The sequence below is a fragment of the Tunturiibacter psychrotolerans genome (assembly GCF_051013365.1).
Lineage (GTDB): Bacteria > Acidobacteriota > Terriglobia > Terriglobales > Acidobacteriaceae > Edaphobacter > Edaphobacter psychrotolerans_A.
In genome coordinates, this window is record NZ_CP132941.1 from 3,980,395 (window position 1) to 4,007,089 (window position 26,695).

18 protein-coding genes and 1 pseudogene are annotated in these 26,695 nt (G+C 55.5%); 9 read left to right on the plus strand and 10 right to left on the minus strand.

The features are described from left to right. Positions 1–61 precede the first annotated feature (61 nt). Together RBB76_RS16700 and RBB76_RS16705 are read left to right on the plus strand one after the other, a co-directional pair. Positions 62–1,219: an acyl-CoA dehydrogenase gene (locus RBB76_RS16700; RefSeq protein WP_429629680.1), complete on the plus strand. Its 1,158-nt coding sequence runs from the start codon at positions 62–64 to the stop codon at positions 1,217–1,219. A gap of 15 nt (positions 1,220–1,234) precedes the next feature. Next, positions 1,235–1,621, plus strand: a pseudogene (locus RBB76_RS16705) (SDR family NAD(P)-dependent oxidoreductase); the annotation flags it as partial. Positions 1,622–2,308: 687 nt separating this feature from the next. On the opposite strand, the gene RBB76_RS16710 reads toward RBB76_RS16705, so the two are convergent. From RBB76_RS16710 to RBB76_RS16725, 4 genes are all read right to left on the minus strand, one after another. After that, entirely contained in the window at positions 2,309–2,473 is a 165-nt protein-coding gene (locus RBB76_RS16710; protein WP_429629679.1) for a hypothetical protein, read from the minus strand. Positions 2,474–2,493: 20 nt separating this feature from the next. Beyond that, on the minus strand, positions 2,494–4,440 hold the full coding sequence (locus RBB76_RS16715) for an alpha-amylase family glycosyl hydrolase (RefSeq protein ID WP_429629678.1): 1,947 nt from the start codon (positions 4,438–4,440) through the stop codon (positions 2,494–2,496). A gap of 56 nt (positions 4,441–4,496) precedes the next feature. Continuing rightward, entirely contained in the window at positions 4,497–6,314 is a 1,818-nt protein-coding gene (locus RBB76_RS16720; RefSeq protein WP_429629677.1) for an alpha-amylase family glycosyl hydrolase, read from the minus strand. A 106-nt stretch (positions 6,315–6,420) separates the two neighbouring features. After that, complete coding sequence (locus tag RBB76_RS16725) at positions 6,421–9,915, minus strand: carboxypeptidase regulatory-like domain-containing protein (RefSeq protein WP_429629676.1); 3,495 nt, start codon at positions 9,913–9,915, stop codon at positions 6,421–6,423. A 233-nt stretch (positions 9,916–10,148) separates the two neighbouring features. Between RBB76_RS16725 and RBB76_RS16730 the strand changes: the two genes are divergently transcribed. Next, the gene (locus tag RBB76_RS16730) at positions 10,149–12,365 is read left to right on the plus strand and encodes a winged helix-turn-helix domain-containing protein (protein ID WP_429629675.1); all 2,217 of its coding nucleotides are present in this window, start codon (positions 10,149–10,151) and stop codon (positions 12,363–12,365) included. A 263-nt stretch (positions 12,366–12,628) separates the two neighbouring features. Further along, positions 12,629–12,763, plus strand: a complete 135-nt coding sequence (locus RBB76_RS16735) for a hypothetical protein (protein ID WP_433963574.1) — start codon at positions 12,629–12,631, stop codon at positions 12,761–12,763. A gap of 155 nt (positions 12,764–12,918) precedes the next feature. Here RBB76_RS16735 and RBB76_RS16740 read toward each other — a convergent pair whose 3' ends face one another. Next, positions 12,919–14,013 (minus strand): LacI family DNA-binding transcriptional regulator, encoded by a 1,095-nt coding sequence (locus tag RBB76_RS16740; protein ID WP_433963575.1) that lies wholly within the window; start codon positions 14,011–14,013, stop codon positions 12,919–12,921. A gap of 346 nt (positions 14,014–14,359) precedes the next feature. Between RBB76_RS16740 and RBB76_RS16745 the strand changes: the two genes are divergently transcribed. Continuing rightward, positions 14,360–15,355 carry a GRP family sugar transporter gene (locus RBB76_RS16745; protein ID WP_429629674.1) on the plus strand — a complete coding sequence of 332 codons (996 nt, stop codon included), beginning with the start codon at positions 14,360–14,362 and terminating at the stop codon, positions 15,353–15,355. Positions 15,356–15,438: 83 nt separating this feature from the next. Here the strand turns inward: RBB76_RS16745 and rbsK are convergent, their stop codons facing one another. From rbsK to RBB76_RS16765, 4 genes are all read right to left on the minus strand, one after another. Continuing rightward, entirely contained in the window at positions 15,439–16,377 is a 939-nt protein-coding gene (rbsK, locus tag RBB76_RS16750) for a ribokinase (protein ID WP_429629673.1), read from the minus strand. A gap of 68 nt (positions 16,378–16,445) precedes the next feature. Next, positions 16,446–17,573: a nucleoside hydrolase gene (locus RBB76_RS16755; RefSeq protein WP_429629672.1), complete on the minus strand. Its 1,128-nt coding sequence runs from the start codon at positions 17,571–17,573 to the stop codon at positions 16,446–16,448. 17 nt (positions 17,574–17,590) lie between these two features. Then, entirely contained in the window at positions 17,591–18,745 is a 1,155-nt protein-coding gene (locus RBB76_RS16760) for a nucleoside hydrolase (RefSeq protein ID WP_429629671.1), read from the minus strand. 35 nt (positions 18,746–18,780) lie between these two features. After that, positions 18,781–22,065, minus strand: coding sequence for a carboxypeptidase regulatory-like domain-containing protein (locus tag RBB76_RS16765; protein WP_429629670.1), 3,285 nt, complete (start codon positions 22,063–22,065; stop codon positions 18,781–18,783). Between the two features lie 530 nt (positions 22,066–22,595). Between RBB76_RS16765 and RBB76_RS16770 the strand changes: the two genes are divergently transcribed. Then, complete coding sequence (locus RBB76_RS16770; RefSeq protein WP_429629669.1) at positions 22,596–22,982, plus strand: hypothetical protein; 387 nt, start codon at positions 22,596–22,598, stop codon at positions 22,980–22,982. A 20-nt stretch (positions 22,983–23,002) separates the two neighbouring features. Here RBB76_RS16770 and RBB76_RS16775 read toward each other — a convergent pair whose 3' ends face one another. Beyond that, complete coding sequence (locus RBB76_RS16775; RefSeq protein WP_429629668.1) at positions 23,003–23,332, minus strand: hypothetical protein; 330 nt, start codon at positions 23,330–23,332, stop codon at positions 23,003–23,005. A 384-nt stretch (positions 23,333–23,716) separates the two neighbouring features. Between RBB76_RS16775 and RBB76_RS16780 the strand changes: the two genes are divergently transcribed. From RBB76_RS16780 to RBB76_RS16790, 3 genes are all read left to right on the plus strand, one after another. Beyond that, on the plus strand, positions 23,717–24,700 hold the full coding sequence (locus tag RBB76_RS16780) for a galactitol-1-phosphate 5-dehydrogenase (protein WP_429629667.1): 984 nt from the start codon (positions 23,717–23,719) through the stop codon (positions 24,698–24,700). A gap of 14 nt (positions 24,701–24,714) precedes the next feature. Next, entirely contained in the window at positions 24,715–25,506 is a 792-nt protein-coding gene (locus RBB76_RS16785) for an SDR family NAD(P)-dependent oxidoreductase (protein ID WP_429629666.1), read from the plus strand. 722 nt (positions 25,507–26,228) lie between these two features. Beyond that, positions 26,229–26,630 (plus strand): hypothetical protein, encoded by a 402-nt coding sequence (locus RBB76_RS16790; RefSeq protein WP_429629665.1) that lies wholly within the window; start codon positions 26,229–26,231, stop codon positions 26,628–26,630. The last annotated feature ends 65 nt before the right edge of the window (positions 26,631–26,695 follow it).

A 26,695-nucleotide genomic window follows, 5' to 3' on the forward strand; every position in this document is an offset into this window, starting at 1 on the left:
GCCAGACTATGCATGAGTGTGATACATGTATTAGCGCAGGTTATGAAGCGCCGGAGGATGCATGTTTGGGTTGACCGATGAGCAGAAGCAGTTGCAGAGTGCGGTACGGGCCTTTGCGGAGGGTGAAGTAGCACCGCACGTTTCGGAGTGGGATGAGAAGAGCGAGTTTCCACACGAAGTGGTGAAGAAGCTTGGAGAGATGGGACTGCTGGGTGTGATATTTCCCGAATCACTGGGCGGGGCCGGCATGGGCTACGTGGAGTATGTGCTGGCGATTGAGGAGCTTTCGCGCGTGGACGGCAGCGTCGGGATCATTGTGGCGGCGCATAATTCGCTGTGCACGAACCACATCATGCTCGGTGGGAACGACGAGCAGAGGAAGCGGTGGATTCCGAAGCTGGCCAGCGGTCAATGGCTTGGGGCATGGGGTTTGACGGAGCCCGGGTCGGGCTCCGATGCTGGGGGCGCGCGCACAACTGCTGTGAAGCGTGGCGACAAGTGGGTGCTGAATGGAAGTAAGACGTTCATCACCAATGGGAGCTATGCAAATTGCGCGGTAGTACTAGCAGTAACGGATAAGGAGAAGGGAACCCGTGGAGGGATCTCGGCGTTTGTGGTGGAGCGCGGGACGCAAGGATTTCGGTCGGGACGGAAAGAGAACAAGCTTGGTTTGAGGGCGAGCGATACTGCGGAGCTGATCTTCGAAGATTGCGAGATCCCGGCAGAGAATCTTGTTGGCAAGGAAGGTGATGGCTTCAAAGACGCGATGCGCGTGCTCGATGGCGGACGAATTTCTATTGCGGCGCTGAGTCTGGGAATGGCACGCGGAGCGCTCGATGCTGCGATGAAATATGCGCAGGAGAGACGACAGTTCGGCAAGACGATCAGCGAGTTTCAGGCGATTCAGTTCAAACTGGCCGATATGGCGACCGAATTGGATGCGGCATGGTTGTTGACGATGCGTGCGGCACAGATGAAAGACGCAGGTAAGAAAGTGACTCTGGAGTCTGCGATGGCAAAGCTGTATGCGAGCGAGGCTGCATGCAGGATCTGCGATGAAGGCTTGCAGATACATGGCGGATATGGATTCATCAAGGACTATCCAGCAGAGAAGTTTTACCGGGATGTGCGGCTGTGTCCGATTGGTGAAGGCACGAGTGAGATTCAGCGGATGGTGATTGCGCGGGAGCTGCTCGGCAAGAGCCCTAGTCGTGGCTAGTCGTTTGAAACAAATTTCTTCGGCACGGTGGCAATTACCCAGCCGCTGCTGCCACTGCTACGCGCGGCTGAGAGGGCCCGCATTGTCAACGTCTCCAGCGGACTCGGCTCGCTCGCGATCAATGGTGATCCCAGCACACCCTTCTATCACGCGAAGGTTCTCGCCTACAACGCCTCAAAGGCGGCGCTAAACATGTTCACCGTAGGCCTTGCCTACGACCTGCGCGAGACCAGGATCAAGGTCAACTCTGCGTCTCCCGGCTATGTTGCTACCGAACTGAACAACCAAAGCGGCCCAGGGACGGTCGAGGAGGGTGCGATCGCGATCGTGCGCCTCGCGCAACTGCCGGAGGATGGTCCGACCGGGAGCTTTACCCACAAGGACGGCACATATCCCTGGTAGTCCCAATCGCAGTTGACGTCGAAGGTCGGAGAGACAGCGGCTTCGCGCAAGCAATGCCGGAGCCGCTTTCCTCCCATCAATTCTGTATCAGTTTGCCACACCCTATCGCATCGAAGTCACTAAAGCCCTAAATCCCGGGCGATACCAATTGACTATCAAAGTTATCAACCTGATAGGCGATCAACAGCACACCATAAGCAAAGTCAGCTTCACCGACTTCACCCCTACATCGCCAGTTCGCCCCTGATAGCTTCGGGCTTGATCAGTCCTGTGCAAAATCCTTCGCCAATCCACGAAGTGAGAAACGTACCGTTTTGGGCTGTTGTGGAAGGGTATCGCAGTGCTGCCTTCGTCGGAGATCGATTACGGGTTTTTATGCGGTGACCTGCAGCCTAAACCGGTTGCAGAAAGCCGTCACTATGATGAATACGATCGCCCTCCATGCTGAGAGATCGAGGCCGAGTTTGGTCCTCGTCGGTTCAGCGTCTGATTAGTTGGTAACGGTTCAACGGTCGTTACCGGCGCTTGCTAATGCCCTTGATTTCGACAAACTCCATCGCTTCCATTGCCATTGGACCATATCCACAGAATGGCCTTCTCGTACAGCGATGTATGACGGCTTTCACGTGACCTTGGTTTTGGGGGCGGCTTCCAGGTTTCGTAACTACTCTTAGACATTCATCCGCTTCAGGCGAGTGATACGAGTTTTCCCCACTTCGCACGCACTCGCTTGATGACGCTGAGGTAGGAATTGAGCGTCGAATAACTCAGCTTGCCTACGTTGTCGCAGGATTCACCGGATCGAACCTTCTTGATTTCAAGTCGGCGTTCTTCCGCAACGAAACGATCCAACTCACAAATATCTCCGGTAGTCAGCGCAGTTGTACAACCGTTAGGCCTAGGGGAGCTACGTCAGCGCTAATTGAATGCGAAGATACTTGGACTGAGTGCTTGTCGCCGAGTAACGGTTCACTTCTAGTGCAGCCTTCCATTGAAGTTTCGTTCATATCTATATTTAACCTTCTGACTATATCGGACTTGTTTGCAAGGACAAGAACTCTACCCTGGCCTGCGGCACATCCGCGTTTCAGATTCAGTCCGCGCACATAAGCAATTGTGTCCTCATCAGACTGGACCAATTGTTGCTTTCCTTGTTGCAGCTCCTTGACTCTATTTCGCAATAGTAAAAGCCGCTTGACGGCGTCGTGAACGCTTGCCTCGTCGGTGCTTCTTCGAGCGGGAAGGAATGCGTTTGTCGAGGATTTCTGTGGTTCAAAACCACCGGGGAAGTCTCTCCGATTATCGGGATCTTCGCCGCCGGCCATACCAATCTCGTCTCCCGAATATATGACAGGAGTGCCACGGGTGGTAAGAAGAATGCCGAACGCCAACAGTAGCTTCTCGGGTGTGGCTCCTGGCTCGCTCATGAACCGTTTCGTGTCATGACTGCCAAGAAGAGTTACTAAGCGGTCGGGATGAGGGTACACACTGTCTTGTCGGAACAGATTTGCCAAATCTGTCATCGGCGCGTTCCGAACGGTGACATCTCGTATGACTGAAAAAAATGGGTAGTCGAAAGGAGTGTAGAGACCTGTGTCGATGTCAGTTGTGCCGCCGCTTCGGATAACGCCTCCAGCAAAGAAAGAGTTGAGCATGGGAGGCATGGCGAATGTTCCGTTGAATACCTCGCCGACCGTTGTCAGGTGGGGAAAGATCTCGGTAAGTCGGGCGTGAAAATCATGCCAGAATTGACGTCCCACGTATGGGAAAGTATCCAATCTGAGGCCGTCGGCAGAGGTCTCCTGGACCCACCAAATTGTGTTTTGTATCAGATACTGAGCCGCGAGAGGATTCTCCTGGTTCATATCCGGCAGGAGATCGACGAACCATCCATCGAGAACATCCTTTCGATCTCGCGCGGAAGCATCGGGGTCCATGAGTGCGCGGAAGTTGCCTTGAGCGAGTCGATGTTGCGCTTTCGTTCCGTGGAACCAATCGGGGGTGGGCGAATCCTCGACCCACGGATGCGCGGGACCGACGTGATTCGGAACGATATCCAAAACAAGTTTCATGCCTCGAGCGTGCAGGTCGGTGGCAAGCGCGGTGAGGTCGGCAAGCGTACCAAAGTGTTCGTCCACTTTGTACATGTCGGTCGTACCGTAGCCGTGATAGCTGTCTGGCTCGCGATTCTGATCAACCGGGGTGATCCAGACGGTGTTTACACCCAGATCCTGCAGATAGTCGAGGTGCTGACGAATCCCACGAAGGTCGCCGCCATGCCAGGCGTGTGGATCATTGCGATCGTATGTCATGCCTGGTTGACGATTATTGTCAGGATCGCCGTCAGCGAAACGGTCGGTCATGATGAGGTACATCGTGTCTCTTGATGAAAAACCCTGTGGGTTTGCGGCGGCCTTCTCGCGTGCTGCGAGGGTGTAGGGAAATGAGGTGGCTCCTGCGGAGTTTCGTGCTTCGAGGAGAAATGAGCCCGGTTTTGCCGACTTAATGCCAAGCTTCAGGAACGCCCAATGACCGTTGGGAGAGGTACGTACGAGGTCGATGGTTGTGTTTGAATTTTGGACGGAGAATTGTGCTCCCTGCAGATGTTCTCCCTGGACTAGCAGCATCGGGTCTGGCAACTGCGTCCACCAATTGGGAGGATCTATTTTTGAGAGCACTGGTGCCTGGGCAAGCCCGAACGGTCCCACGACACAAAGCAGGGAGACGAGCACGAAGGAGAGCATGTGATTCGACGGAAGATGTTTTCTTTTAGTCAATGAACCGTCGATTGCGTCTGCGGCATGACATGAACAATCCATCTACGATCTCCTTCATGAGGGGGCGATATCTATTTCGAGCCTGTGAGTCGGACTGTCTAATCGAGGTCTGAAATTACCGCCGCATCGGCGGCGAGATGGACTGTAAGAGCGCCGTTGTTCATAGAGATTGAGCTGGGCGAGCCTAAGAGGACCGTGCTTCTTTGCGCATTCTGAATCTCTGTCTCGTCGGTCTTGATAACGACATCTGCCGCTTCGCTGCCTTTGTTTACGGCAACTAGAGTTCGCTGGATTCCATGGGCTGAGTTGGTAAGTGTGCGGACGTAGACGAGAGTGTTTTTGTCGGCGTGGAGCAGTTGTTCGGTTCCAGTCTGAAGGGCTGGGTGGGAGTTGCGAAGAGCAAGAAGATTCTTAAGTGATGAGAACGCTTTTTGTTGATCGGGAGAGCGGCCTGCTGGATTGAAGGCATTATCTTGCGTAGGACCAAAGCCTCCGGGAAAATCGTGACGGTTGTCCGGGTCTGCTCCTCCGCGCATGGCGATTTCGTCACCAGAGTAGATCTGCGGTAAGCCTCGCATGGTAGTGAGAATGGTAAAGGCCAGCTCAAGAGTATTGGGTGAAGTGGCGCCGTCGAGAAAACGGGTAGTGTCGTGGTTTCCGAGGAAAGGAACGAGGCGCTCAGGATGGGGATACAGGTTGTCGAGCCGGAGGACGTCGGCAAGCCTGGTCATCGGTGCATCCTTCAGGAAGACATCGCGGAGAGCAAAGTAGGTGGGGAAGTCGAACGGAGTGTCGAGACCTGTGTCGACGCCAGTGCGGGTGACTCCGCCAGCGAAGGTCGAAGTTATCGTGGCATCGCTGTTGAATACCTCTCCGACGGTGGTCAGGTGCGGGTAGAGCGAGTGGAGCTGGGCGTGGAAGCTCTGCCAAAAAGCGCGACCGACGTACGGGAAAGTGTCGATGCGCAGACCGTCGAGACCAGCCTGTTCTGTCCACCAGACGGCATTTTGAATCAGGTAGCGGGAGACGGCGGGATCCTCCTGGTTAAGGTCAGGAAGAGTGTTGGCGAACCATCCTTCAGTCACATTGATTTGGTCGCGCCAGGGGGCATGGGGGTCTGTGAGGGGAGCAAAGTCTGTTTGAGCAATCGTGTGATTTTCAAGGGTGCCGTGGAACCACGTGGGATCAGGACTGTCGCGGACCCATGGGTGATTTGGGCCGATGTGGTTTGGAACCGTGTCGAGGACGAGCTTCATGTGACGGGTATGTAACGCCGCTGAGAGATCTCTCAAATCGGTGAGGTTGCCGAAGTGTTCGTCTACCGCGTACATGTCGGTTGCACCGTAGCCGTGATAGCTCTGGCTGCCGTAATTTTGATAGACGGGCGTAATCCAGATGGTGGTGATGCCGAGCTGCTGCAGGTAGTCGAGGTGCTGTGTGATGCCGCGAAGATCTCCGCCGTGCCAACCGCGGGATTTGGCGAGTTGAGCATCGTGGTCAGGTCCATCGTTGGAAGGATCACCGTCTGCAAACCGGTCGATCATGATGAGGTACATCACGTCTTTTGAGGAGAACCCAGCGAAGCCGTCGGAGGGGTTTCGGCGGGGCGAGAATGTATAGGCAACTGTGGTTGCGCCCTTTGATGTTCGCGCGGTGAGTCGGATAGTTTCCGTTCGAGAGGGTGAGGCTGTCAGCCAGATTTGAGCGTAGTGGCCGTTATCGGAGATGACGGTTTTTTTGATGTGTAAGCCGGTGTCGCTCAAGGTGAAACGTGCGCCGTTCAGGTTTTGCCCTTTTGCGAGGAGCATGGGGGCAGGCATCGCGGCCCACCAGTTCGGTGGATCTAATTTGTCGATTTGAGGGGACTGCGCGAGCGCGGAGATGGAGCACGCGAAGACAAGAAGGAGGAGGCGCATGGAGACAGATCCTCAAAAAAAATACGCGACGGCGCGATGGTTGAATTTGATAAAGACAAGCGGCACCAGAGAGACGCGCTCAGAGGTGCCGCTTTGATGGAAGCAGTTAGAAGTTGATGTGAGCCGCTAGCTCTAACTGGCGTTCGGTGTTGAGTCGAATGCTGTTAATGCTCCCAAACCCGTTGTCTGCGCCGCTGGCATTTGCACCAGTGGTAAAGACGGTGTTGGATCCGGGGATGTTGGTGCCATCGTGGATGTTGGTGTCCGGATTTCCGAATTGCGGTGTGTTGAACAGGTTGTAGGCTTGAGCGCGGAACTCAGCGTTGACCCGTTCGGTAATGTGGAATCCCTTGAAGATTCCAAGGTCCACTGTTTTATAGCCCGGGCCGGAGAATGCGTTGCGCTGCAGGTTCCCTGGACGGGTGAAGATGCCGGACGAGTTGATCGGGGGAAGGCCAAAGACGCCGGTAAAGAACGTGCGGTTATCGGAGTTGTTCGATCCGCCAACGAGCTGACGCTTAACTTTGCTAAAGCTGATGAGGTCCGGTCGGTTGTCGATCGTTCCGGGACTTCCTGTGGTGCTGAAGTCGATCGGTGTGCCGCTGTCGAGTGTGACGATTGTGTTGAGCTGCCATCCTCCGAGGACCTCATCGAGACCACGATTCATGTTCGCGCCAAACATTTTGCCGCGGCCGACGGGAAGCGAGTAGACAGCGCTGGCGACAAAGACATTTCGCTGGTCCTGATCGGAGTTGCCGTAGTTCGCACCCAGGTCGGGACCGTCCGGGGTGATGAAGATACGTCCGCTTGAGCTTGTGCCGGTGCCTGAGCTGAAGGCTCCGTTTGAATTGTCGCGCGAATGCGACCACGTGTACGCAACAGTCGCAAGCAGGCTCGACCCAACACTGCGGTTGAGATAGACCTGCAAGCCGTCATACTTGGAGGAGCCGCCCGCGAGTCCTTCCGTGATCGTTCCGCGATTCGGATAGAGGCCGGCGGTCGTGCCGTCGAGAACAGGGGAGTTGGCATTAAACCAGGTCATTAGGTGATCCGATTTGTTGCCAACATAGGCAATGTTCAACGAAGTAGCGTGGTCGAGTTGCTGTTGAATCTGCAGGTTGTACTGGGTGACTGCACCGTTCTGATTGTTCACTGGCACAGAGATGACAGTCGCGTTAGCGAGATTGATTGAGTTGATCGCCCCGGGGCCAAACGCAGGTATGGGAAGAGGAGCGGTGGCGGTGGCGGCATTGTTCGGGATGGTGGGGCTTTGGCCAGTGAACGTAATGCGGTAGCCATTGGTGGCGGTGTACTGGTTGACACCGTTGAACCCTGGCTGGTTGGACAGCTGGTTGCCCACGCCTCCCCGATCGAGGAAGTAGAAGATGCCATAGCCGCCGCGGAGTGAAGTCTTCCCGTTTCCGTAGAGGTCATAGGCGAAACCGATGCGAGGTGCAAAGTTGTTCTTGTCGGTGTTGATGAGCGAGCGCGAGTTTCCATTGACCCCGGCGACCTGGAGGGTGCCGGTCGAGATGTCGTAGTTCGCTTGATTATTGTTCTGCTCGTAGGGGTAGGTGTAGAGATCGTAGCGGATACCCAGGTTGAGAGTCAGACGGCGATTTACTTTCCAGTCGTCCTGCACAAAGTAGCCCGTCTCGTAGTTGAACGTCTTGAAGAAAGTGCTTGCCGCTCCAATTTCATAGTCTGAGAAGCCGGCAAGAATCTCTGAAGTCTCGTAGCCGGTGAAGCGCCCGGTCCCAGGAAAGTTGACGCCGCCAAGGACAAAGTAGCCCTTCGAGTCATTTCCCTGGAAGAAGTCGACTTCACGACGGATGATATTCGCACCAGTTTTCAGGGTGTGTTTGCCGTGAGTGTAGCTAACGCTGTCAAGGAACTGAAATGTCTTTTCAGGGACAGAGTACGGGCCGCCGTCGCCGGTGTACTCGATCTGGGTGTTGCTTCCGCCGATGAGAGCGCCGCCTCCCAGAAGTGAGTTGCGATTGGCGTTTACGATGCCGAGATTGGCAGAGATCGGTATGCCCTGGTCGGGGTTCACATACGCGAACTCAGGCCGAATATAGCCGAAGCGGAATTCATTGACGAGGTTCGGTGTGAAGATGTGTGTGTAACCCGCCGCTCCGCCTCGTGGGTGGTTTACGTTTCCACCGGAGGCAAATCCTGCCGGCAGGTTCGTAAAGAGACTGTTTACGTCCAGGTTGTCCTGGCCATAGCTGTAGCGTACGAAGACGGTGTCCTTTTGCGAGACGTGGTAATCGAGGCGGGCGTCGAAGTCGTTGAAGTTCTGGATGGCATTCCGTACGGCAAAGTAGTTATTCAGTACACCCGCCCGCGTGGGTGCATCAAAGGCATTGAGATAGTTCAGCCCCGCTGAATTGATGCGATCCTTCGGAATGATGTTGCCGGCGAATGGCTGGCAAGTGGTCGGATCATAGATCGCTCCAACGACAGGTGTGGCACCTGCGGGAAGCGCTGGGCAGCCGGTGGCAGACGCGAAGGCTCCGGGATTGCTGGTTACGTTCTGACCAAGAAGTTCGGAGAAGTTCCCTTGGCGCATAAGAGCAGTCGGCACAGTGTAAAAGCCCGTGTCCTTCGGCTGCTTCTGACGTAGAGCCTGGTAGTCACCGAAGATAAAGACCTTGTCTTTCCAGATCGGACCACCGACCGCGCCGCCGAACTGCTTACGCTGGAAGGCGGGAGCGGGGTTGCCGGGATTGAAATAGAGAGGGTTTGCATCGAAGATCTGATCGCGGAAGTATCCGAACGCCGAACCGTGGATGCTGTTGGTCCCCGACTTTACGGAGTTTTGGAGGATGGCTCCGCCGGCACGGCCGAACTCGGCAGGAGCGACTGAGGTCGTGACGCGGAATTCTTGAATAGCTTCTGGGGGCGTGAAAAAGACAATGGAGTTGACGAGGGACTCATTGTTATCGACGCCATCGAGGATGAAGTTGTTGGACTGCTGACGAAGTCCGTTCACTGCAAGCGCGCCGCCGCCTGAGTCGGAGTAGCGGAAGGTTTCGACGTTTCCATTTCGGCCGCTGGCGTCTGAGTTGAACGCTCCACGGGTTACGCCGGGGATGAGGTTCGCGAGGGATGTGAAGTTGCGACCATTGAGCGGGAGGTCGGTGACCTGCTTTCCTTCGATGACCGAGCCGGTGGAAGAAGTCGAGAGGTCTACCACCGGAGCGGCGTCATTAACCTCGACGGTCTCGCTGGAGGCACCAACGGGCATCTTGAACTCCACCGTCTGGATCTGGGAGACCTGAAGCACGAAGGACTGATTCACACTCTGAAAACCGGCGTGGCTGGCTTCCACCTTGTAGTTGCCTCGAGGCACGGCGGAAAAGGTAAAGTTGCCGTCGCTGCCGGCGGTAAGAGTCTGGATCGCTCCGGTGTCTGTGTTGGTGAGCTTCACGGTGGTGTCAGGCACCACTGCGCCGGTTGGATCCGTGACGATCCCGGTGACGCGTCCGGTGTCGGTCTGCGCTCTTAGGCTCAAGCCTGAGACCAGGAGTACGCAGACTATAGATAGCAACAGATTTTTAACGAGAGATGGGTAACCTGAGGTGGGTGTATTCACGGTGAAGCCTCCTGAAAGACAACTCAAATGAAATAGTTCTTTGAACTGTTCACGTTGCGGAGAGAACAGTGTGGGTTTGCAATCGATCAATGCCATCGCCAGGGCGTCTTTTATGAGCTATTTTTTCGTCAACAGATAAGTTGTTGACTCTTAGGCGATTAAATCCGTCTGATCAACAGCATGTAGCGCACCTATCTGCGCTACATGCTAGACTTAAGGTTCAAGGCCACGTCATGCCGTCGCACAGTGATACAGTCCCGAAGGTCAGTTTTGGAGTATTCGAGGCCGACCTGCAAACGGGAGAGTTGTGGAAGGCGGGTCGCAGGGTCAAGCTGCAGAGCCAGCCATTTAGAGTACTGACCTGCCTTGTCGAACGGGCGGGTGAAATCGTCAGCCGGGACGAACTTCAGCAACGGGTCTGGGGTCCTGACACCGTCGTCGATTTCGATCATTCCATCGGCACAGCTATCAATAAGATCAGGGACGCATTGGGCGACACCGCGGACAATCCCCGGTTCGTAGAGACACTTGCCAAACGCGGGTATAGATTTATTGCGCCAGTCGCGATTCGGACTGCAGCACTTGAAACAAGCACTTCTGGCGAAGGCCACGTGTCCGATACAGTCGATGCGCGTGATGTTCCGGGAATAGCCACGAATGCCGACGCCGAATCAACCTCTACGCATCAAGACTTGCCAGTTCAAGGTGCGGCTCTATCCTCTCCGAAGAGTGGAGTCTGGGTGGCAGCTGCCTGTCTGGCGGCTCTTTTGGCTGGTATCGGCGGTTTTTATGCCGGCTCAAGGCGTCCGGGCCCGCTGCCACGGATCGAACGACTTACGCGGACTGACTGGATTGCCCCGGGTACGCCCGCAACTGAGAGTTTGCCGGCATCAGCCACGGATGGACTAAGAATTTTTATCCCCGTCATCTCCGGCGGCAGGTCAGTCTTGGCACAGGTAGACGTACGAACGGGCGAGATTCAAAAGCTCCCGCTGCCAAGCGAGATCTCCTCCCCTACTCTTGGTGACCTGTCACCCGATGGCTCAACGCTGCTCCTACGCAACCACCTGTCTCCTGAATCTGAGCAACCGCTATGGACGTTTTCGACGGGTGGGGGCACCGCCCTGCGACTAGCCAATGTCATAGCGCACGACGCAACCTGGATGCCCGACGGTAAGAGGGTTCTTTATGCGGCGGGAAATCGATTGTTCATCAGCAGACCGGAGGATGGGACGTCTACACCTTTCGTCACACTCCCAGGTCGGGCCTTCTGGCTGCGCTGGTCACCCGATGGACAGATCCTCCGATTTACCTTGATGGATCCCGTGGACCACACTCTTGGTCTTTGGGAGATCGGCAGGGACGGCCGGTCCTTGCGGCCTATCCTGAGTGATTGGACAAAGCCCTCTTCGGAGTGCTGCGGGATCTGGACGGGAGACGGTAAATACTTCGTCTTCCAATCTGATAGAGGTGGGAGCAGTGATCTGTGGCGGCTTGACGGGAAAAAGATCGCGAATCCCGTGCGCGTGACAAACGGCCCATTGAGCTTTGCTGGACCTGTCACTTCGCGCATTGGGCACCGAATCTATTTTCAAGGCGCTGAGACCCAGTCTTTGCTGCAGCGTTATGATGCGGGGCGGCGAGAGTTTGTGCCCGCCCCCGGTTTCTTGTCCGACGCCAACAGAATCGAATACTCACGTGATCGACAATGGGTTACCTGGACTGACCTTCAGGGACGCCAGTGGAGGGCGAAGTCCGATGGCACTGAACTCATCCAACTCACACCGGACTCGCTGCAGGTGTTCCATGCACACTGGTCACCCGACGGAAAAAAACTCGCCTTGATGGCGCGCGAACCCGGCAAGGCGTGGCAGATCTATACGGTCGCTGCAGATGGCGGAACTCTTGAGCAACCGCTTCACGAGAACCGGAACGCCGCTGACCCATCTTGGTCCGACGATGGGCAGTCGATCGTCTTCGGGCGGATACCCGACATCATGGGTAAGGAAGACGGCCCCAGAGCTTTGCAGATCCTTGATCTTCGAACCCACAAACAAACTCAACTTCCAGGCTCTGAAGGGCTCTTCAGTCCGCGATGGTCTCCCGATGGACGATATATCGCCGCGATCTCACTGGACCAGCGCAGGCTCCTGCTCTTCGACGTTGCAGCACGTAGTTGGCGGACGCTGGCAGATACGACCGTTGCGGACCCGGTATGGGCATCGGACAGTAAGGCCATCTTCTTTCATGCCTCTTCCGCGGACATGCAGCCCATCTACCGTGCCTCAATCTCTGATGGCCGGCTTGAACAGATTGCGAATCTTTCCGACTTCAGCGGAGGCGACACAGAAGACTACTTTTTCTGTGGTCTCACGATCGACAACATCCCTATTGTGCGATCAAGAACTGGAACAGGAAATCTCTACACGGTCAATCTCGACAGCCAATAGCAAATTGGTCTTTGTGGGTGTCGCCGTGCCCTTGGGGGCGGCTTCCGTATCACTCGGGCAGGTGGTCTTTGCAATATGTTGATGGTCTTCTCAAAGGAGATATGCCGGGGAACCTTGTATTTTCAGAAGGACTCGGCCGGGTTGGGTCTAACGAGGGAGTCGTCGGGAAGCCTGAACAAGATTTTGTGCTCACCCGGGATGGCGTGCCCGAAGAGGTGATTACCATCTAGACTCACGCGATCGAACGGCTCGCCCTGCATGACCTGCGCCGGACATGCGCTCGACTCTGTCACGCGGCTGGAGGCGAGCTGGAGCAGATCCAGTTTCTTCTTGGGCATAGGTCCGCCGAGACTACCGAACGCTACTTGGGTTCTCGCAGCAGATCGTCGCCGCATTGAACGATAAGATCGGTCTTGAGCTCGACCCCGGAGGGTTGTAGCCGAGATTTCCGCAAAGCCGACTTTTCAGGGGCAACGGTCAGAGCGGCTAGCAACGCCGAGAGTTAGTCACCAAAAGCGCGTTTCGACCAGTCGCAATAGCCCGCAAGCTATTGTTATTTTTTGGGCCTAACTACCTTTCCTCGTGACGAGGAGCGTCCCGCTCCTGTGGCCGAGGCAGCCCTTCCCGATCCGGTAGTGGATTCTCCGATAATAAGCTCCGCCTGCAGGGTGATCGTGACTGGGCCTGAGAGACCAGCCTTGTTGGTGAGGCGGCTGAGCAGAAGTTCGCCAGCCTTGACTCCGAGGTCATAGGCGGGTTGAACGACGGAGGTAATGCTAGGGCGCAGCATCCGTCCGCCGGGAACCTCGTCGAAGATAGCGAGAGCAACCTGGTCCGGACAGCGGATCGCTAGTTCGTTGAACGCCTGTAGAGCGCCGAGCCCCATGGTTCCATTGGAGACGAAGAGAGCTGTGGGGTGCGAGTGACTCAACAGCAAGTCTTTGGTCATCTTGTAGCCGCTTTCGAAGCGGAAGTCGCCTTCACGCACCAGATCCCGCTCGATCTTGATGTTCGCTTCACCCAGAACCATCTCGTAGCCTTTATATCGATCGCGCGCGGTCTGGAGCCAGGACGAGCCGTTGATGATGCCAATCTTTCGGTGACCCAGGCCAACCAGATGGCGCACACACATGGCCGCTCCACGAATGTTATCGACAACGACGGCATCCACGTTGAGCCCAGGAGGTGTGCGGTCAAGACATACTACAGGGATTCCCATATCAATCGCTTGAACGATGTGGGAGACATTATTTGCGGGATTAGGCGCGACCACGGCGAGCATGCCATCAACGCGATGCGTGCGCAGCAGTGAGAAAATCTGACGCTCGCGTTCCAGATCGTCGTCAGTATTGAAGATCGTGAGCATGTAGCCATGCTGAACAATTGCGCTCTCGACACCGCGCAGAACGAGGGGAAAGAAAGGATTCGTGATATCGGAGATGACGATACCGATCACGCTAGAGCGGCGTGACTTCAGACTTCGGGCGTGGTTGTTTGGATGATAGTTGAGGTCGCGCATCGCTTGCTGAACGCGCCGCAACAGCTGAGAACTAACGGCGTTGCTGTCGTTGAGCACGTTGGATACGGTGCCAACAGAGACCTTGGCTCGTCGTGCAACCTCTTGGATGGTGGCAGTGCGCTTGTTAATATTGACTCCCGTTTCGTCGACTCAGGGTAAAAGCTGTGCAAATAGAACTATCGCAGTGCCAAGGAGACTAAGAGGGTTGAGAGAAATTTGCAAGTGGGGTAGTGATGCTGCGAAGTATTGGGCGCAAGGCGCCGCGAACTCCGGTAGAACAGAGCCATCAATTCGTTACGTCCGGAAAAATTTCTTGACAGCGATCGTTGGGGAAAGCATAGAATGGCGCGGGATTGAATCAGTTCAAAATGAGATCGTGCGAGCCAAAACAAGCAAAGGTGAAGCAGCCTAGAGTCATCTTTTCGATCGTGAAAGTGCGGGAGCGAACCCCGTTCTTTCGCAGCAGGGACGGGGAATGTTCATCGTAGATAATCAAGCTGTCGCGTTCTTACTCTGCATTGTCACCATGCTTGGTTGGGGCTCATGGGCGAATACGCAGAAGCTGGCTGGCAAGGAAAGCTGGGCCTTTGCTCTCTACTACTGGGACTACGCGTTCGGAGTCGCTCTGCTGGGCGTGGTGTTCTGTTTCACTCTTGGCAATTTCGGTTCGGCGGGAAGTAGCGCTGTGGCGAATCTCCATGATGCCTCCGCGGGCTCGCTGCTACGCGCGCTTGCCAGCGGCGCGCTGTTCAACCTTTCTAATATACTGCTGGTGATCGCGATCGACGCCGCGGGTATGTCCCTTGCCTTCCCGGTGGGCGTCGGGCTTGCTCTCGTAATCGGCACGGTGGCGAGCTATTTCCATGCGCCGAAGGGTAGCCCTGTGCTGCTGGGCGCGGGCGTTGTGCTGATCGTCTTTGCCATGATCATGTCCGCCATGGCCACACGGCAGGTGCAGAAACAACGTTCGGTTAGCACGAGCCGCGGACTGTTGTTTGCCATCGCCGCGGGATGTTTGATGGGGTTCTTTTATCCGCAGCTCATCTCCTCGATGTCGCCAAACTTCAACAGTGAACCAATTCAACTGGGATATTTAACGCCCTATACGGCACTTCTGCTGTTCGGCATCGGCTTACTGCTGAGTAACGTGCTAATCAACACAGTGTTCATGCGCGTGCAGGGCTCGACGTACCGAGAGTACCGAAAGGCAAAGCCGAAGCTGCATTGGTTAGGTTTGTTGGGCGGTGCCATCTGGATGATCGCGCTTAGCCTGAACGTCATCGCATCAGGGGTGGCGGGGCCTGCGGTGTCGTATGCGCTGGGACAAGGGGCGACGCTAGTGGCTGCCCTCTGGGGTGTATTTGTGTGGAAGGAGTTTCGCGGAGCGGCAGCCGGCACACGAACGCTTGTCGCGCTCATGCTAGTTGGTTACACCGCGGGGCTGATTCTGATAGGCTCCGCAATCATGTGAACGGCTGGAAGGCGTTTTCAGCGCTACGTCGCGGAATAACTATCTGTTTCGAAGCGCAACAGTCGCATTGATCGTACTTGGTCTTACTTTTTTGAATAAGCTTTTTTGTACCGTTCCAGCTCAGCTCTTCGTGGCATCGACGGAGCTGTTCCGTGTTGCGTGACCGAGATGCCAGCTACGACGCATCCGAAGCGTGCGGCATCTTCGAGGCTCATTCCCTCTGAGAGCGCCACTGCAAGACCTGCGTTGAATGCATCTCCCGCGCCCGTGGTGTCGATTACGGGTCCGGCGCTGAAGGCTTCGATGTGCACGGTCATCGACGAGGTCTTAACTAGAGCGCCGCGAGCGCCCAGGGTGAGTATGACGTTGCGCACACCGCGCGCAAGCAACTGACCGGCTGCGCTCTCTGCGTCTTCGAGGGACGCGACCCGATGGCCGGTGAGAGCTTCGGCTTCACTCTCATTGGGCGTCAGATAGTCGCATAGTGCGAGAGTCGCGTCGTCCAACGCACAGGCGGGTGCAGGGTTGAGGATAGTAAGAACGCCGAGCTCCTGTGCAGTCTTCAAACCATGCACCACGATGGGAAGAGGAAGCTCGAGTTGGGTCATGAAGACGGCGGAGCCGGCTATCTGGGCCCGGGCGAGATCGATCTCATCTGTTGAGAGAGCGTTTGCAGCGCCCGGAGTGATGACTATTGCATTCTCGCCCTTGATCTCGTCGATGATGATGGCTGCAGCGCCGGTCGTTTCGCTATCCGAGGAGAAGAGAAACTGCGTGTCGACGCCTTCCTCTTTGTAGGTTCGACGAGCGATGTCGCCGAAGTTGTCGCTTCCCACTTTGCTGATGAAGTGGACTTGTGCACCGAGACGAGCGGCGGCGACTGATTGGTTTGATCCTTTACCGCCGGGCCCAAGACGAAACTCGGACCCGAGAACTGTCTCTCCCCAAACCGGCAGACGATTTACTCGGAAGGCCAGATCGATGGCAAAGACTCCCATGATGGCAATGGGTTTACTGTTCATGTCAGGGCTCCACAGCAGTCATAGATTGGTCTATTGGCGTTGTTGGGTGAACTCTATTATCGGTCACTCTAGTGGCTTTGACTTAATTCGAGCTGAGGGTTCTTCGCTCCCGGGGTTGGCGAGGACATCGACTGCACGAACATCTTCTGAAATTTAGACCAGTCAACATCCATTTGGACATGAGCCTTTTGAAGATCGAGGTCGGGCTTATCGTCATCGGTCCAAACAATGGTGTCTCCGTAGCTGACGCCTTTATCGACGCTGACATCGAAATAGACGTAGCGCTCCCGCGTGATGAGGCTTGGGTCAAGCCACGCGGCCGCAGCGAGTTCGTCCCATAGATAATCTCCGGGGCGGCGCGTGTAGCGGGCGATGTATTGGCCGGCTAGAGAGCTGCTCTTCTTCAACTCGTCGAGCATTTCCTTCGTGAGATGCGTCTCGATCGAGACGTCCACCGGGGTGACTGTGATCTTCGGCCAGTGCGCGTGGAAGACGATGGTCGAAGCTTCGGGGTCGAACCAGAGATTGAATTCATGACGTGGACTGTCAATGTATTCCTTATCGTCGGTATGCGGATTGAGGCTGCCTCCCATGATGACGAGCTCCGCTGCGAGTTCGGCGAAGTGCGGGTCGAGGCTGATCGCCTGAGCCACATTCGTCATAGGCCCGGCAGCGTAGATCGTAACCTGATGCGGATACTTGTGCACCATGCGAATCAAAAAGTGCGCCGCGTCTTCGTCGGATACTTTTGTTGTGGGATTTCCTTCTTGCAGCTTGGGGACATCAAAGGGACCGTGCTTCGGACGGAAGCTGCTCCAGGCGCCTTGATAGACGACCTTCCCGTAGATCTGCTCCCAAGCATTGGTCCACTGCTGCGTTCTTACCAGAGGAGTAATCGCTCCTGCCATGACGGGAATGTCAGTGCGGCCAACGAGTTCCAGCAGACGTAGAGTGTGGGCTACCTCTTCATCTCGCCATCCGTCTCCGGTGAGCACCGTGATGCCGAGCACATTGACGTGCGGAGACTGCAGAAAAACGAGCATCGAGTTCATGTCTGTTCCCGCTGGTCCGACTGCATCCTGATCGATGATGACGTAGCGGGCATCCTGTGCTGCGAGCACAGGAGATGAGATTACAGCGAAAAGAAGGGAGAAGAGAACCAGAGACCAAAGCGAGCTCTTTCGTAGATGTTTCAACGCAATTCCTCCTGAGACTATCCGTTGTCCTGCTTATTTCCCGTAATTCGATCGACCAGCAGACGGAAGAAGCTGCCTGGCCTGACGTCGACGGCAACCTTGGTGTTGGCTGTGAAGGTTTCATCCGATGACGTCACACGTGGACTGTTCTCGAAGGCAGCCGCGTATCGGATCGGGGCACGCTTCCATCCAACGCTCTCGCCTGCCGTGATGAGGCCGTCGGTTTCAATCTGCACCCGATAACTCTCAAAGCTAAGTATATCGGGACGGATCAGAGCGCTGACTGCAAGAGGATCGTGCAGGGTTGGGCCGCCCTTCTCTCCGTGCCCACGATAGGTTGCCATGATGGCTCGTGCGATACCGGCTGCAGCACGGCTCGGCTTATTTGTGCCGGCTTCGAGTTCACGAATATAGGGTTCGGTCAACTCGACCTTGCGAGTTACATCGAGGCCGACCATGGTGATGGGAACTCCAGAGTTGAAGACGATGCTTGCTGCTTCCGGGTCGACATAAAAGTTGAATTCAGCCGCAGGTGTAACATTGCCGCCCGAAAGCGAGCCACCCATCAACACAATGCTCTTGATAGCCTTTGCAAGATTTGGCTCCGATCGAAACGCAAGGGCAAGGTTGGTCAGTGGGCCAAGGCCGATCAGTGTTACCTCGCCCGGATGTTCCAAAACGATGCGGCAGATCAGTTCCGTGGCGTGTTCTCTTATAGCAGTCATTTTGGGCGGAGGAAGCGAGACGCCGCCGAGGCCGTTCTCTCCATGTGCATACGACGCGGTCACCTGCCGCCGGATGAGGGGAGCCGAGGCACCTGCTGCCACGGGGATATCGGTTCGGTCACAAATCTCGACCATACGCAGGGCGTTAGGCAGGGTGATCTCCAGAGGCAGGTTTCCGGCGACTGCGGTGACGGCCATAACGTTGAGTTCGGGTGAGCGCATGGCCAGCATCAGGGCAAAGGCATCGTCGACTCCTGGATCAGTGTCGATAATGACCCTCGCGGCCGTTGTCGCCTCCGCGGGATGCGACACCCCCTTCCGGGGCAACATATACGGTGCTCCGAATACGCGCGACGGCCCCTGAACCATCGCAGCGATCGCAGAAGCCGTTGTTGCTTTCAAAAACATTCTGCGGTCTGAATTCCGATGAAACCAATCAGGCTTCATGCCTTTTCTATCCTTCCATGATGAGTTGACGGTGATCAGAACACGAACTTCAATGCGAACTGAATCAGACGAGGATTATTTACTATCTGAGTGATCTGTCCGAATCCAGGAGAGTCCGTAGTGGTTCCGGGATTCGCGAACTGCGGATGATTGAAGACGTTGAAGACTTCGGTGCGGAAGACGAGCTGTGTCTCTTTAGGAAGGACGAAGGTCTTGAAAAGCGAACTATCGAAGTTGACGAAGTCGGGGCCGTATAGCGGCGTGCGAGATGCATCCCCAAGGACGCCAGGAGCGGGGTCGACGAAACACGCTGTGTTGATGAACTCTGCCAATGATTGGTGAGCCGGAGGCGTATTGCAGATCTGATCGGGACGACTGCCGGTCGTTGTGCCGGCGTTGTTGACGCCTGCGGTGAGCCCGAGAGGAAATCCTGATGCGATGTGTGTTATCAGATTCAACTGCCAGTTCCCGACCAACTCCTGAACCGGCCTGCTTGCGTTGGAAGCAAACTTTTTGCCGCGCCCGAAAGGCAGTTGATACAGAACGCTGGCGGATAGATTATGCGTCTGATCCGTCACATTGAGTCCCTTGTCGGTATAGCCTCGGGGATTGAGAGGATACGCGTTCGGCGCCGGATTCAGCGGATAGTACGGAACACCGATCAGCGAACCCAGGTCGTCGTAGAGACCGTTGTCGAATCCCTTGCTATAGGTGTAGGCAAGCAGGATGTAGACGCCGTTGTTGTAGGCGCGCTCTGCCTTGACCTGAAGCGAGTCGTAGCGCGAGAGGCCGCGGTCGAGGAATCCAGTGATTGCGTTCAGATTCGGATACGGCCGCAAATTGGCGGGATCGACCTGAAGGCTGGGCGTAGCAGTGTTCAGCGGAAAGCCCGAGGTCTGCAGATGCGTCCCGCGAGATCCCGCATACCCGACCGTCAGGATGGTGCCGGTGGGCAGCTCCCGCTGAATGTTTAGATTGAACTGCTGAATTATTCCAGGGTGAAAGTTGGTGTTCTGACTGTACACGTTGCCCGTCAAGTTATTCACGTCTGGTGGGGTCGGCACCGGAAATCCAGCGGACAGTGTTGTCACCGGGTTTATGTCGTCGGCCTGGAAAGCAAACGTTCCGTAGAAAGGAGGATTCAGGTCCAGACCCTGTGCGCCGAGGTTCCATCCAGCGTCGTGAAGAATCGCGTAGCCTGCGCGAATGGCGTTCTTCGTGGAAAAGGGAGTGAAGCTGAATCCGATTCTTGGTTCGAAACCGCGGTAGTACGACTGTATTCCCGCCGAATCAGATGAGTTGACGCCCGCGATCAGCATCTGGCCGGTTGGGAAGTCGAAATTAGCCAACCTCTTCTGCGATTCGACAACCGGTGTTGTGTAGTTCCACGCCATGCCAAGCTGAACGGTCAAGTTTTTTCTGATCTTCCAGTTGTCCTGGAAGTAAGGGCGGAACTCCTTCCATCTGCGACCCGACACATCGCCCGAGAAAGAAACATCGTGTTCGCCGCTGCCGGGGATGCCAAGCAGGAAACTGGCGATGGGATTGCCGCTCGCCGAATTGAAGGCGCCATTAGTGAACCCAGCCGTGAACAGGTTGTCGAACTCCATCTCGCCCATTGGAAAGGCGTTGCCAAGCTCGTTGAGCTGCATGAGACGTATGCCTATGCCCATGGAAAACGAGTGTGCCCCATGCACCAGTTCGAAATCATCGCTGTACTGGAAGACGTTCGTTCCATCTTGAATGGGAGAAAATCCGCGATCGCCCAGCCCCCAGTATCCCTCGTTGAACTGCGTGTTGAGCAACCCGCTGCTCAAGTAGGTTCCGAGATTGGCGTTGGGGATTCCGAGCTGCGTGCTCCAATCGGTGCCGTCTCCATAAGACGTGATGTGATCGAAGATGCGGTTATATCCCAAGGTCAGCTGGTTGATCGCGTTTGGCGAGAAGATGTGCGTCTCCGAAACGGCAAGATTTCTTCCGCGATCCGCAAGTGTCTGATTGCTTGCATAACCTCCAGGCTGCGCCCCAAAATCGGGAAGCCCCGAGGGTAGAAAGACAGTTGCCTGATCTCTGCTGAAGCGAGCGAAGGCTCTATCTTTCTCAGAGAATACGTTATCAATTCGTATGTCGAAGCTGTTGTCGTTGAAGGTCTGGTTTGGAACATCCACATAGTTCGCGGAAAGCACTCCGGAGACGTTCGGAGCGGGGAAGTAATTGAGCATCTTGACCGCGATCGGGTTGAGCCGATAGGGAGGGATGATGTTGCCCTGAAACTGAGTGCGGCTTGCGTTTCCAGTGACCGGGTCAATGACCGTTGTGTTCGGGTCGTAAATAGGAACCTCGGGAGATCCTGGGAACGACTCTGTGAAGATACCTTCGCGCTCGAGCATGGTCGGCACTTGGGTGAGCGAAGGGATTCCCTGAATGCTCTTAGTCCCCTGGTAGTCAAAGAAGAAGAACGTCTTATCCTTACGAATCGGTCCACCGATTGAACCTCCGAACTGATTGCGAATGTACTTGGGATTGACTGGAGAGAAGTAGCTGGTCGCGTTCAGATCGGTGTTGCGAAGGAAGTCGAAGAGTGTTCCGTGAAACTGGTTGGTGCCGGACTTCGAAGTGAGCAGGACGGTCGGACCCGCGCGCGTTCCATACTGAACGGAGTAGTTGTAGGTGAGCACATTGAACTCTTGGAGCGCATCGATGGAGGGAACGATGGAGATGCCGCCTGAGGTCAACTCGTTGTTGTCGACACCATCGTAGATCCAGTCCGTTCTATTTTCACGCGAACCGCCGACCGAAAGCGAGAATGAGCCGCGGATAGAGGTCTCGCTGCCGCCGCCGCCTGCAAAGAAGTCATTGGGCTGATTACCCGCAGAGGTTCCGGGAGCGAGCGTTGCCAGCTCCACGAAGTTACGGCCATTCAAGGGGAGATCGGAGACCTGCTGAGAGTGAACGATCTGGCTCAGAGAAGAGTCAGTGGCTTCGACCGCAATTGCATTGGCCTCTACTGAAATGGCCGATGTGACTGAACCCGGCTGCAAGGTGAAGTTTATCTCCGGCGATGCCTGATTTTCGAGAAGAATGCCATTCTTGATAGCACTCTGGAAGCTCGGCGCAGATACTTGGATCTTGTAGTTGCCGATGGGTAGCAGGTTGGCGACGAAACGACCGTTATTGTCGGTGGTCACGACGCGAGCTCCGTTGGTGTCGACGTTGGTGACAGTTACGACCGCCCCGGCAATCACGGACCCCGCCGGATCCGAGATCGTTCCTGCAATGGTCGCAGTAGCTTGCGCCTTCGCGATAGCAGGAAGGAGCATAGAGCAAACGAGGAAGAAATGGGTTGCCAAATATTTGAATCTCAAGTTGAGCTCCCTACGTTCAAATTCTTTGAATCGGTTCAAAACTCGATGACAGGCCTATACTCTTGGCAAAAGATCACTGTCAACAAGAAATTTAACGAACTCGCGATTTGAATAGAGCTGTGATGTGAATTTGGTAGGGAGTGTGGAAATACGAATCGGTGAAAGCTCGATGAGCGCGTTGGCCAGTTCTCACAAATTGAACCAGAATTGCGAAGACTCGACTTTTCGGGAACTGTTCGTTATACCCAGCTACGCTTAACCGTCACATTGCTGGAGCTGCTCTTAGGTAGGAACGATGCCGGATTGTGTCATCGCCGTATGCCTGTTTTTGAGCTTGGCAGTCCCGTCCCCAATGCTGGGCCAGTCACCAGCCCCGCCCCCGTTCACTCTGCGCACCCAAGCTCGCGTTGTCCTCACCGACGTCACCGTCACCCACAAGAACGGCAACCCGGTCCACAATCTATGCCGCTCGGCCTTCCATATCTTTGACGATAAAAATCCACAGGACATTCGCCTCCCTTGAGGAGCACCCCGGCGCGCACCCCAGAGTGATCCCAACCGCCGCACCCTACGCTCCGCACGCCTTCAGCAACGACTTCCTGCTTCACCCGCCACCGATCTTCAACGTCATTGTCCTCGACACCGTCACCATAGACATCGTCACTCAGATGATCCTCTACAAGCAGCTCAACGACTTCATCAACGCTTTGCCCCCGCAAAACTCGCTTGCCATCTTCGTCCATAGTGGCGAATTGACACTTTTGCTTCAGAACTTCACCGCAGACCACGCTCTCCTGCACGCCGCCATCCGAAAAGCCGTACCCCTCCTCCCCATGCCAGGCGCCTGGTACGAAAACCGCAGGACTCGATGAGATCGAATTCTTCAGCATACTCAATGAAGGGTGGTGGCATAGTTGAAGAAGTCTCCACCGGCGCGCAGGTTGAATCGCATTGCAAGAGGTGTAGCAACGTCGAAGCCAGTGCCTCCGAGGCCCACTCGCGTGGCGAATCCTATAGCTGAGAATGGGTGGTAGCTTGGTGTTGCGGCGCGGGGAACTGGAGGACGACTGACGAAAGCGGCTGCGCTTGGATAGTTGTTGGCGTGCATCGGCGTCGGCTCGGTGTTGAACGCACTGTTCTCGAGAGCGGTGGTTTGGGCGAGGGAGTGTGGAATCGCGAGTGCGAGGGCGAAGGCGCTGAGTGCAAAAATGGGTGACTTCATCGGCATCTTCCGTTCGTAAGAGGGACTGGACTCTCTATCGGCGAAAGACGATGACGTTATAGCAAGAAGAAGCTTTTGGGGACGGTGGTATTGTTCTGTGTGCCAGATCGGGACTCGGCGTCGGCGACCTTCTCTGCCCGTCATTCGTGAGAGCCCAATTGGGCAGTCCACTGACGTGATGTCGTCGTTCCTGCTTTAGCTTTGCGTACTGCTCCGGCGCGAGATTTACCCAGGCGCTGCCCTTATTCCATGCTCGGATGCAGTGTTCGAAATCCTCAATATCTTCCGGATTGCAGCGTAGATAGAACTCACGCAAAGCTTCGAATGACGGGAAGTCGATATACCAGCTGGCAACGGTCTTGCAGTCAGCCTTGAGAAAGGGATGTGCTCGAACCGGAACTGGGCTCAAACGATGTTCTTATCCAGGTGAAGGCCTGCGGAATTTGCGGAAGCGACGTTCATGGGTACGACGGTAGCACCGGACGTCGCATTCCGCCGATCATCATGGGGCACGAAGCCGCCGGTATCGTTGTAAGAGTAGGTCCCGAGGTCAGCACCGTTGGGGTGGGAGACCGGGTCACATTCGATTCCACCGTCAGCTGTGGAACTTGCAGCTTCTGTAGGACCGGAGATGTGAATCTTTGTGATAGCCGTCAGGTGCTCGGAGTGTCGTGCGGCGACTATCGGCGGAACGGCGCGTTTGCGGAATATGTGTCGGTTCCGGCCCATATTGTTTACGTGCTGCCTGCGGCTTTTCCCTTCAAGAAGGCTTCGTTAATAGAAGCTGTATCGATCGCAGTGCATGCGGCCAAAATTACGGAAATCAGACAGGGAAGCAGTGCCGCAGTGATTGGCGCAGGGATGATCGGCGTACTTGCGGTACAGGCATTTCGCCAGTATGGCTGTGAGAAGGTCTTCGCGGTCGATCTGGAACAAACCAAGCTCGATGTCGCACGTCTTCTCGGCGCGAACGAAACTTTTCTCGCCACAGATCCAGAGTTGATGAAAAAGTTAACCCGGTCTGCGGGAGGACAAGGGATAGACATCGTTGTGGACGCCGTTGGAACACAGAGTTCGATTGCGACCGCGATCAACGTCGTTCGGCGCGGAGGAACTGTGACGCTGATCGGTAACCTTGCGCCTGAAGTTGAGATACCGCTTCAGTCGGTTGTAACGCGACAACTTCGCCTGCTGGGTTCCTGTGCGTCTGCGGGAGAATATCGTGAGTGCATCGAACTGGTCGCAAATGGGTCGATTAACGTGGACCCTCTAGTATCCGCCGTTGTTCCATTGAGCGAGGGACCAGCATGGTTTGACCGGCTGTACAATCATGAGCTCGGCCTGATGAAAGTGATATTGCAACCGTAGAAGGGGACACTCCCGTGAACAGAGACAATCAGTTTGACCTTTCCGGCCGTGTGGCTATAGTGACAGGAGCAAGCCGTGGGTTGGGTCAGTACATGGGGCGCGCACTGGCAAAAGCCGGTGCGGACCTGGTGATTACCAGCCGGAATGTAGATGACCTTAGGGAATTTAGGGGCGAAATCGAAATGCTTGGCCGACGCGTGCTTGCGCTGGAACTCGGTTTACGGAATGAATCCAGCATCCGCGACATGGCACCCCGCGCTATCGACCACTTCGGAACGGTAGACATCTTGGTCAACAATGCAGGCTGCAACGTTCGCAAACCGGCTGTACACGTGACTTGGAACGATTGGAATCTTGTGCTGGACACAAACCTGCGCGGGTCGTTCTTCGTTGCGCAAACACTCGCACCGCACATGATCGAGCGCGGATACGGCAGGATCATAAACATCGGCTCCGTGACGAGCGTCTTTGGGTATGCCGGTATCGCTCCCTACTGCGCTAGTCGCGGAGGCATCAAGCAGTTGACGATGAGCCTGGCTGACGAGTGGGGCGTGAATGGCATTACGGTGAACTGCCTTGCTCCGGGATGGTTCAAGACCATGCAGAATGCGGTGCTGTATGAGAACCAGGCATGGGTGGAGTATCTGAAAGACCGTATTCCGCTGAAGCGCCCAGGAGAGCCCAATAATTTAAATGGCGCGATCGTGTTTCTCGCGTCCGATGCAAGCGCATACATTTCCGGACAAACGCTCCTTGTGGATGGAGGCATCTCCACAGGCGCTACGAAGGCGACGCTAACGAAGTGAGCGAGTATCAACGCAAGCGGTGAACATGTATGTTTCATCACCTCGTGACCAAGCTCCTGAACCTGTTCGCTGATCCAGATCGAATGCGTTCCCCGTCGACGATCTTGCGATTCCGCCATATACTGCAGGAGGTACTTGATCTGCGTGGTCAGCCCGTCGTAGCCGTCTTTCAGGCTATACCAGCCGAAACCGCCCGCCTCCTTGATCTCGTCGTTGTTCATGAGGCGCAACGACTCGGTCGAGCGGGTCAAGTCGCAGCAGGGACGTTAAACCGCTCTGGCCTAACTTAGTCAGCCAGTCTACCTCGGTAAAAGATCCTTGTTCGCTACCGAAGCGAGTTCCCAAATCGAAACTCGGCAGGGTAAAAAAGAACAATTCTGTGGATAAACTGTGGGTCATGCGGAAACCTACCTTGACTCAACATAAGAATCGCTATAGACGGTCCCATTTCATCTATTTGTTTCTCAATGGTCGACTCATGACTGCGAATTTTGGCCCAAAGTGCCCGGACAACTGCCCAACACTTATCGCGTCGACAGACTGCAACGCACGGCGGAGGGGCCGGCCATGAATCGGGAGGTGACCCGGCGCAGGTAAGCGCATTGGTGATTTGCATATCCAGAATCCAAAGGCTCGTCTCGAGTTTGGGCTAACTCGCTGATTCAACTTTGATTGCATTGATCAGAGGGTAGTTGATGTTGGGAGTGGAGTATAGATCCAGCATGCTGTGGACCGTGGGCTTTAAAAGTTCGAATGTCACGACCACCGAACCGTTTTCTTGGTCTCTCGTAATGTCGAAGTCCTTGAGTAGAGTAGTTCCATTTGAGCGGACATCAGACGCGGCTCCCTATGCATCCGGCCACCATTGCTTCGACCAGCATTCTTCAGAAATACAAGGTGACTTTGTATTCTTTGTCGGCAACGACCGGAATATGGTAGCTGAAGTGGCCGTATCGCTCCCATTCGAGGAGCCGCTCGTTTGCGACTTTAGGCACACCGTCGACGTGAAAGGTTCGCCGACCGCCCTTGAAGAAGCGTTCAGGAAACTACACATTGCCTTGCCCATCGTGGAAGGCTGCCGGACCGGCAAGCATCCGGATCGGGATTCCGGCGTCGGACTTTGAGGGCGTAAGCTCGATTGCATTGAGGAACGAACCCTCTGAAAGTAAAGTCCAGATGGATTGTGCTG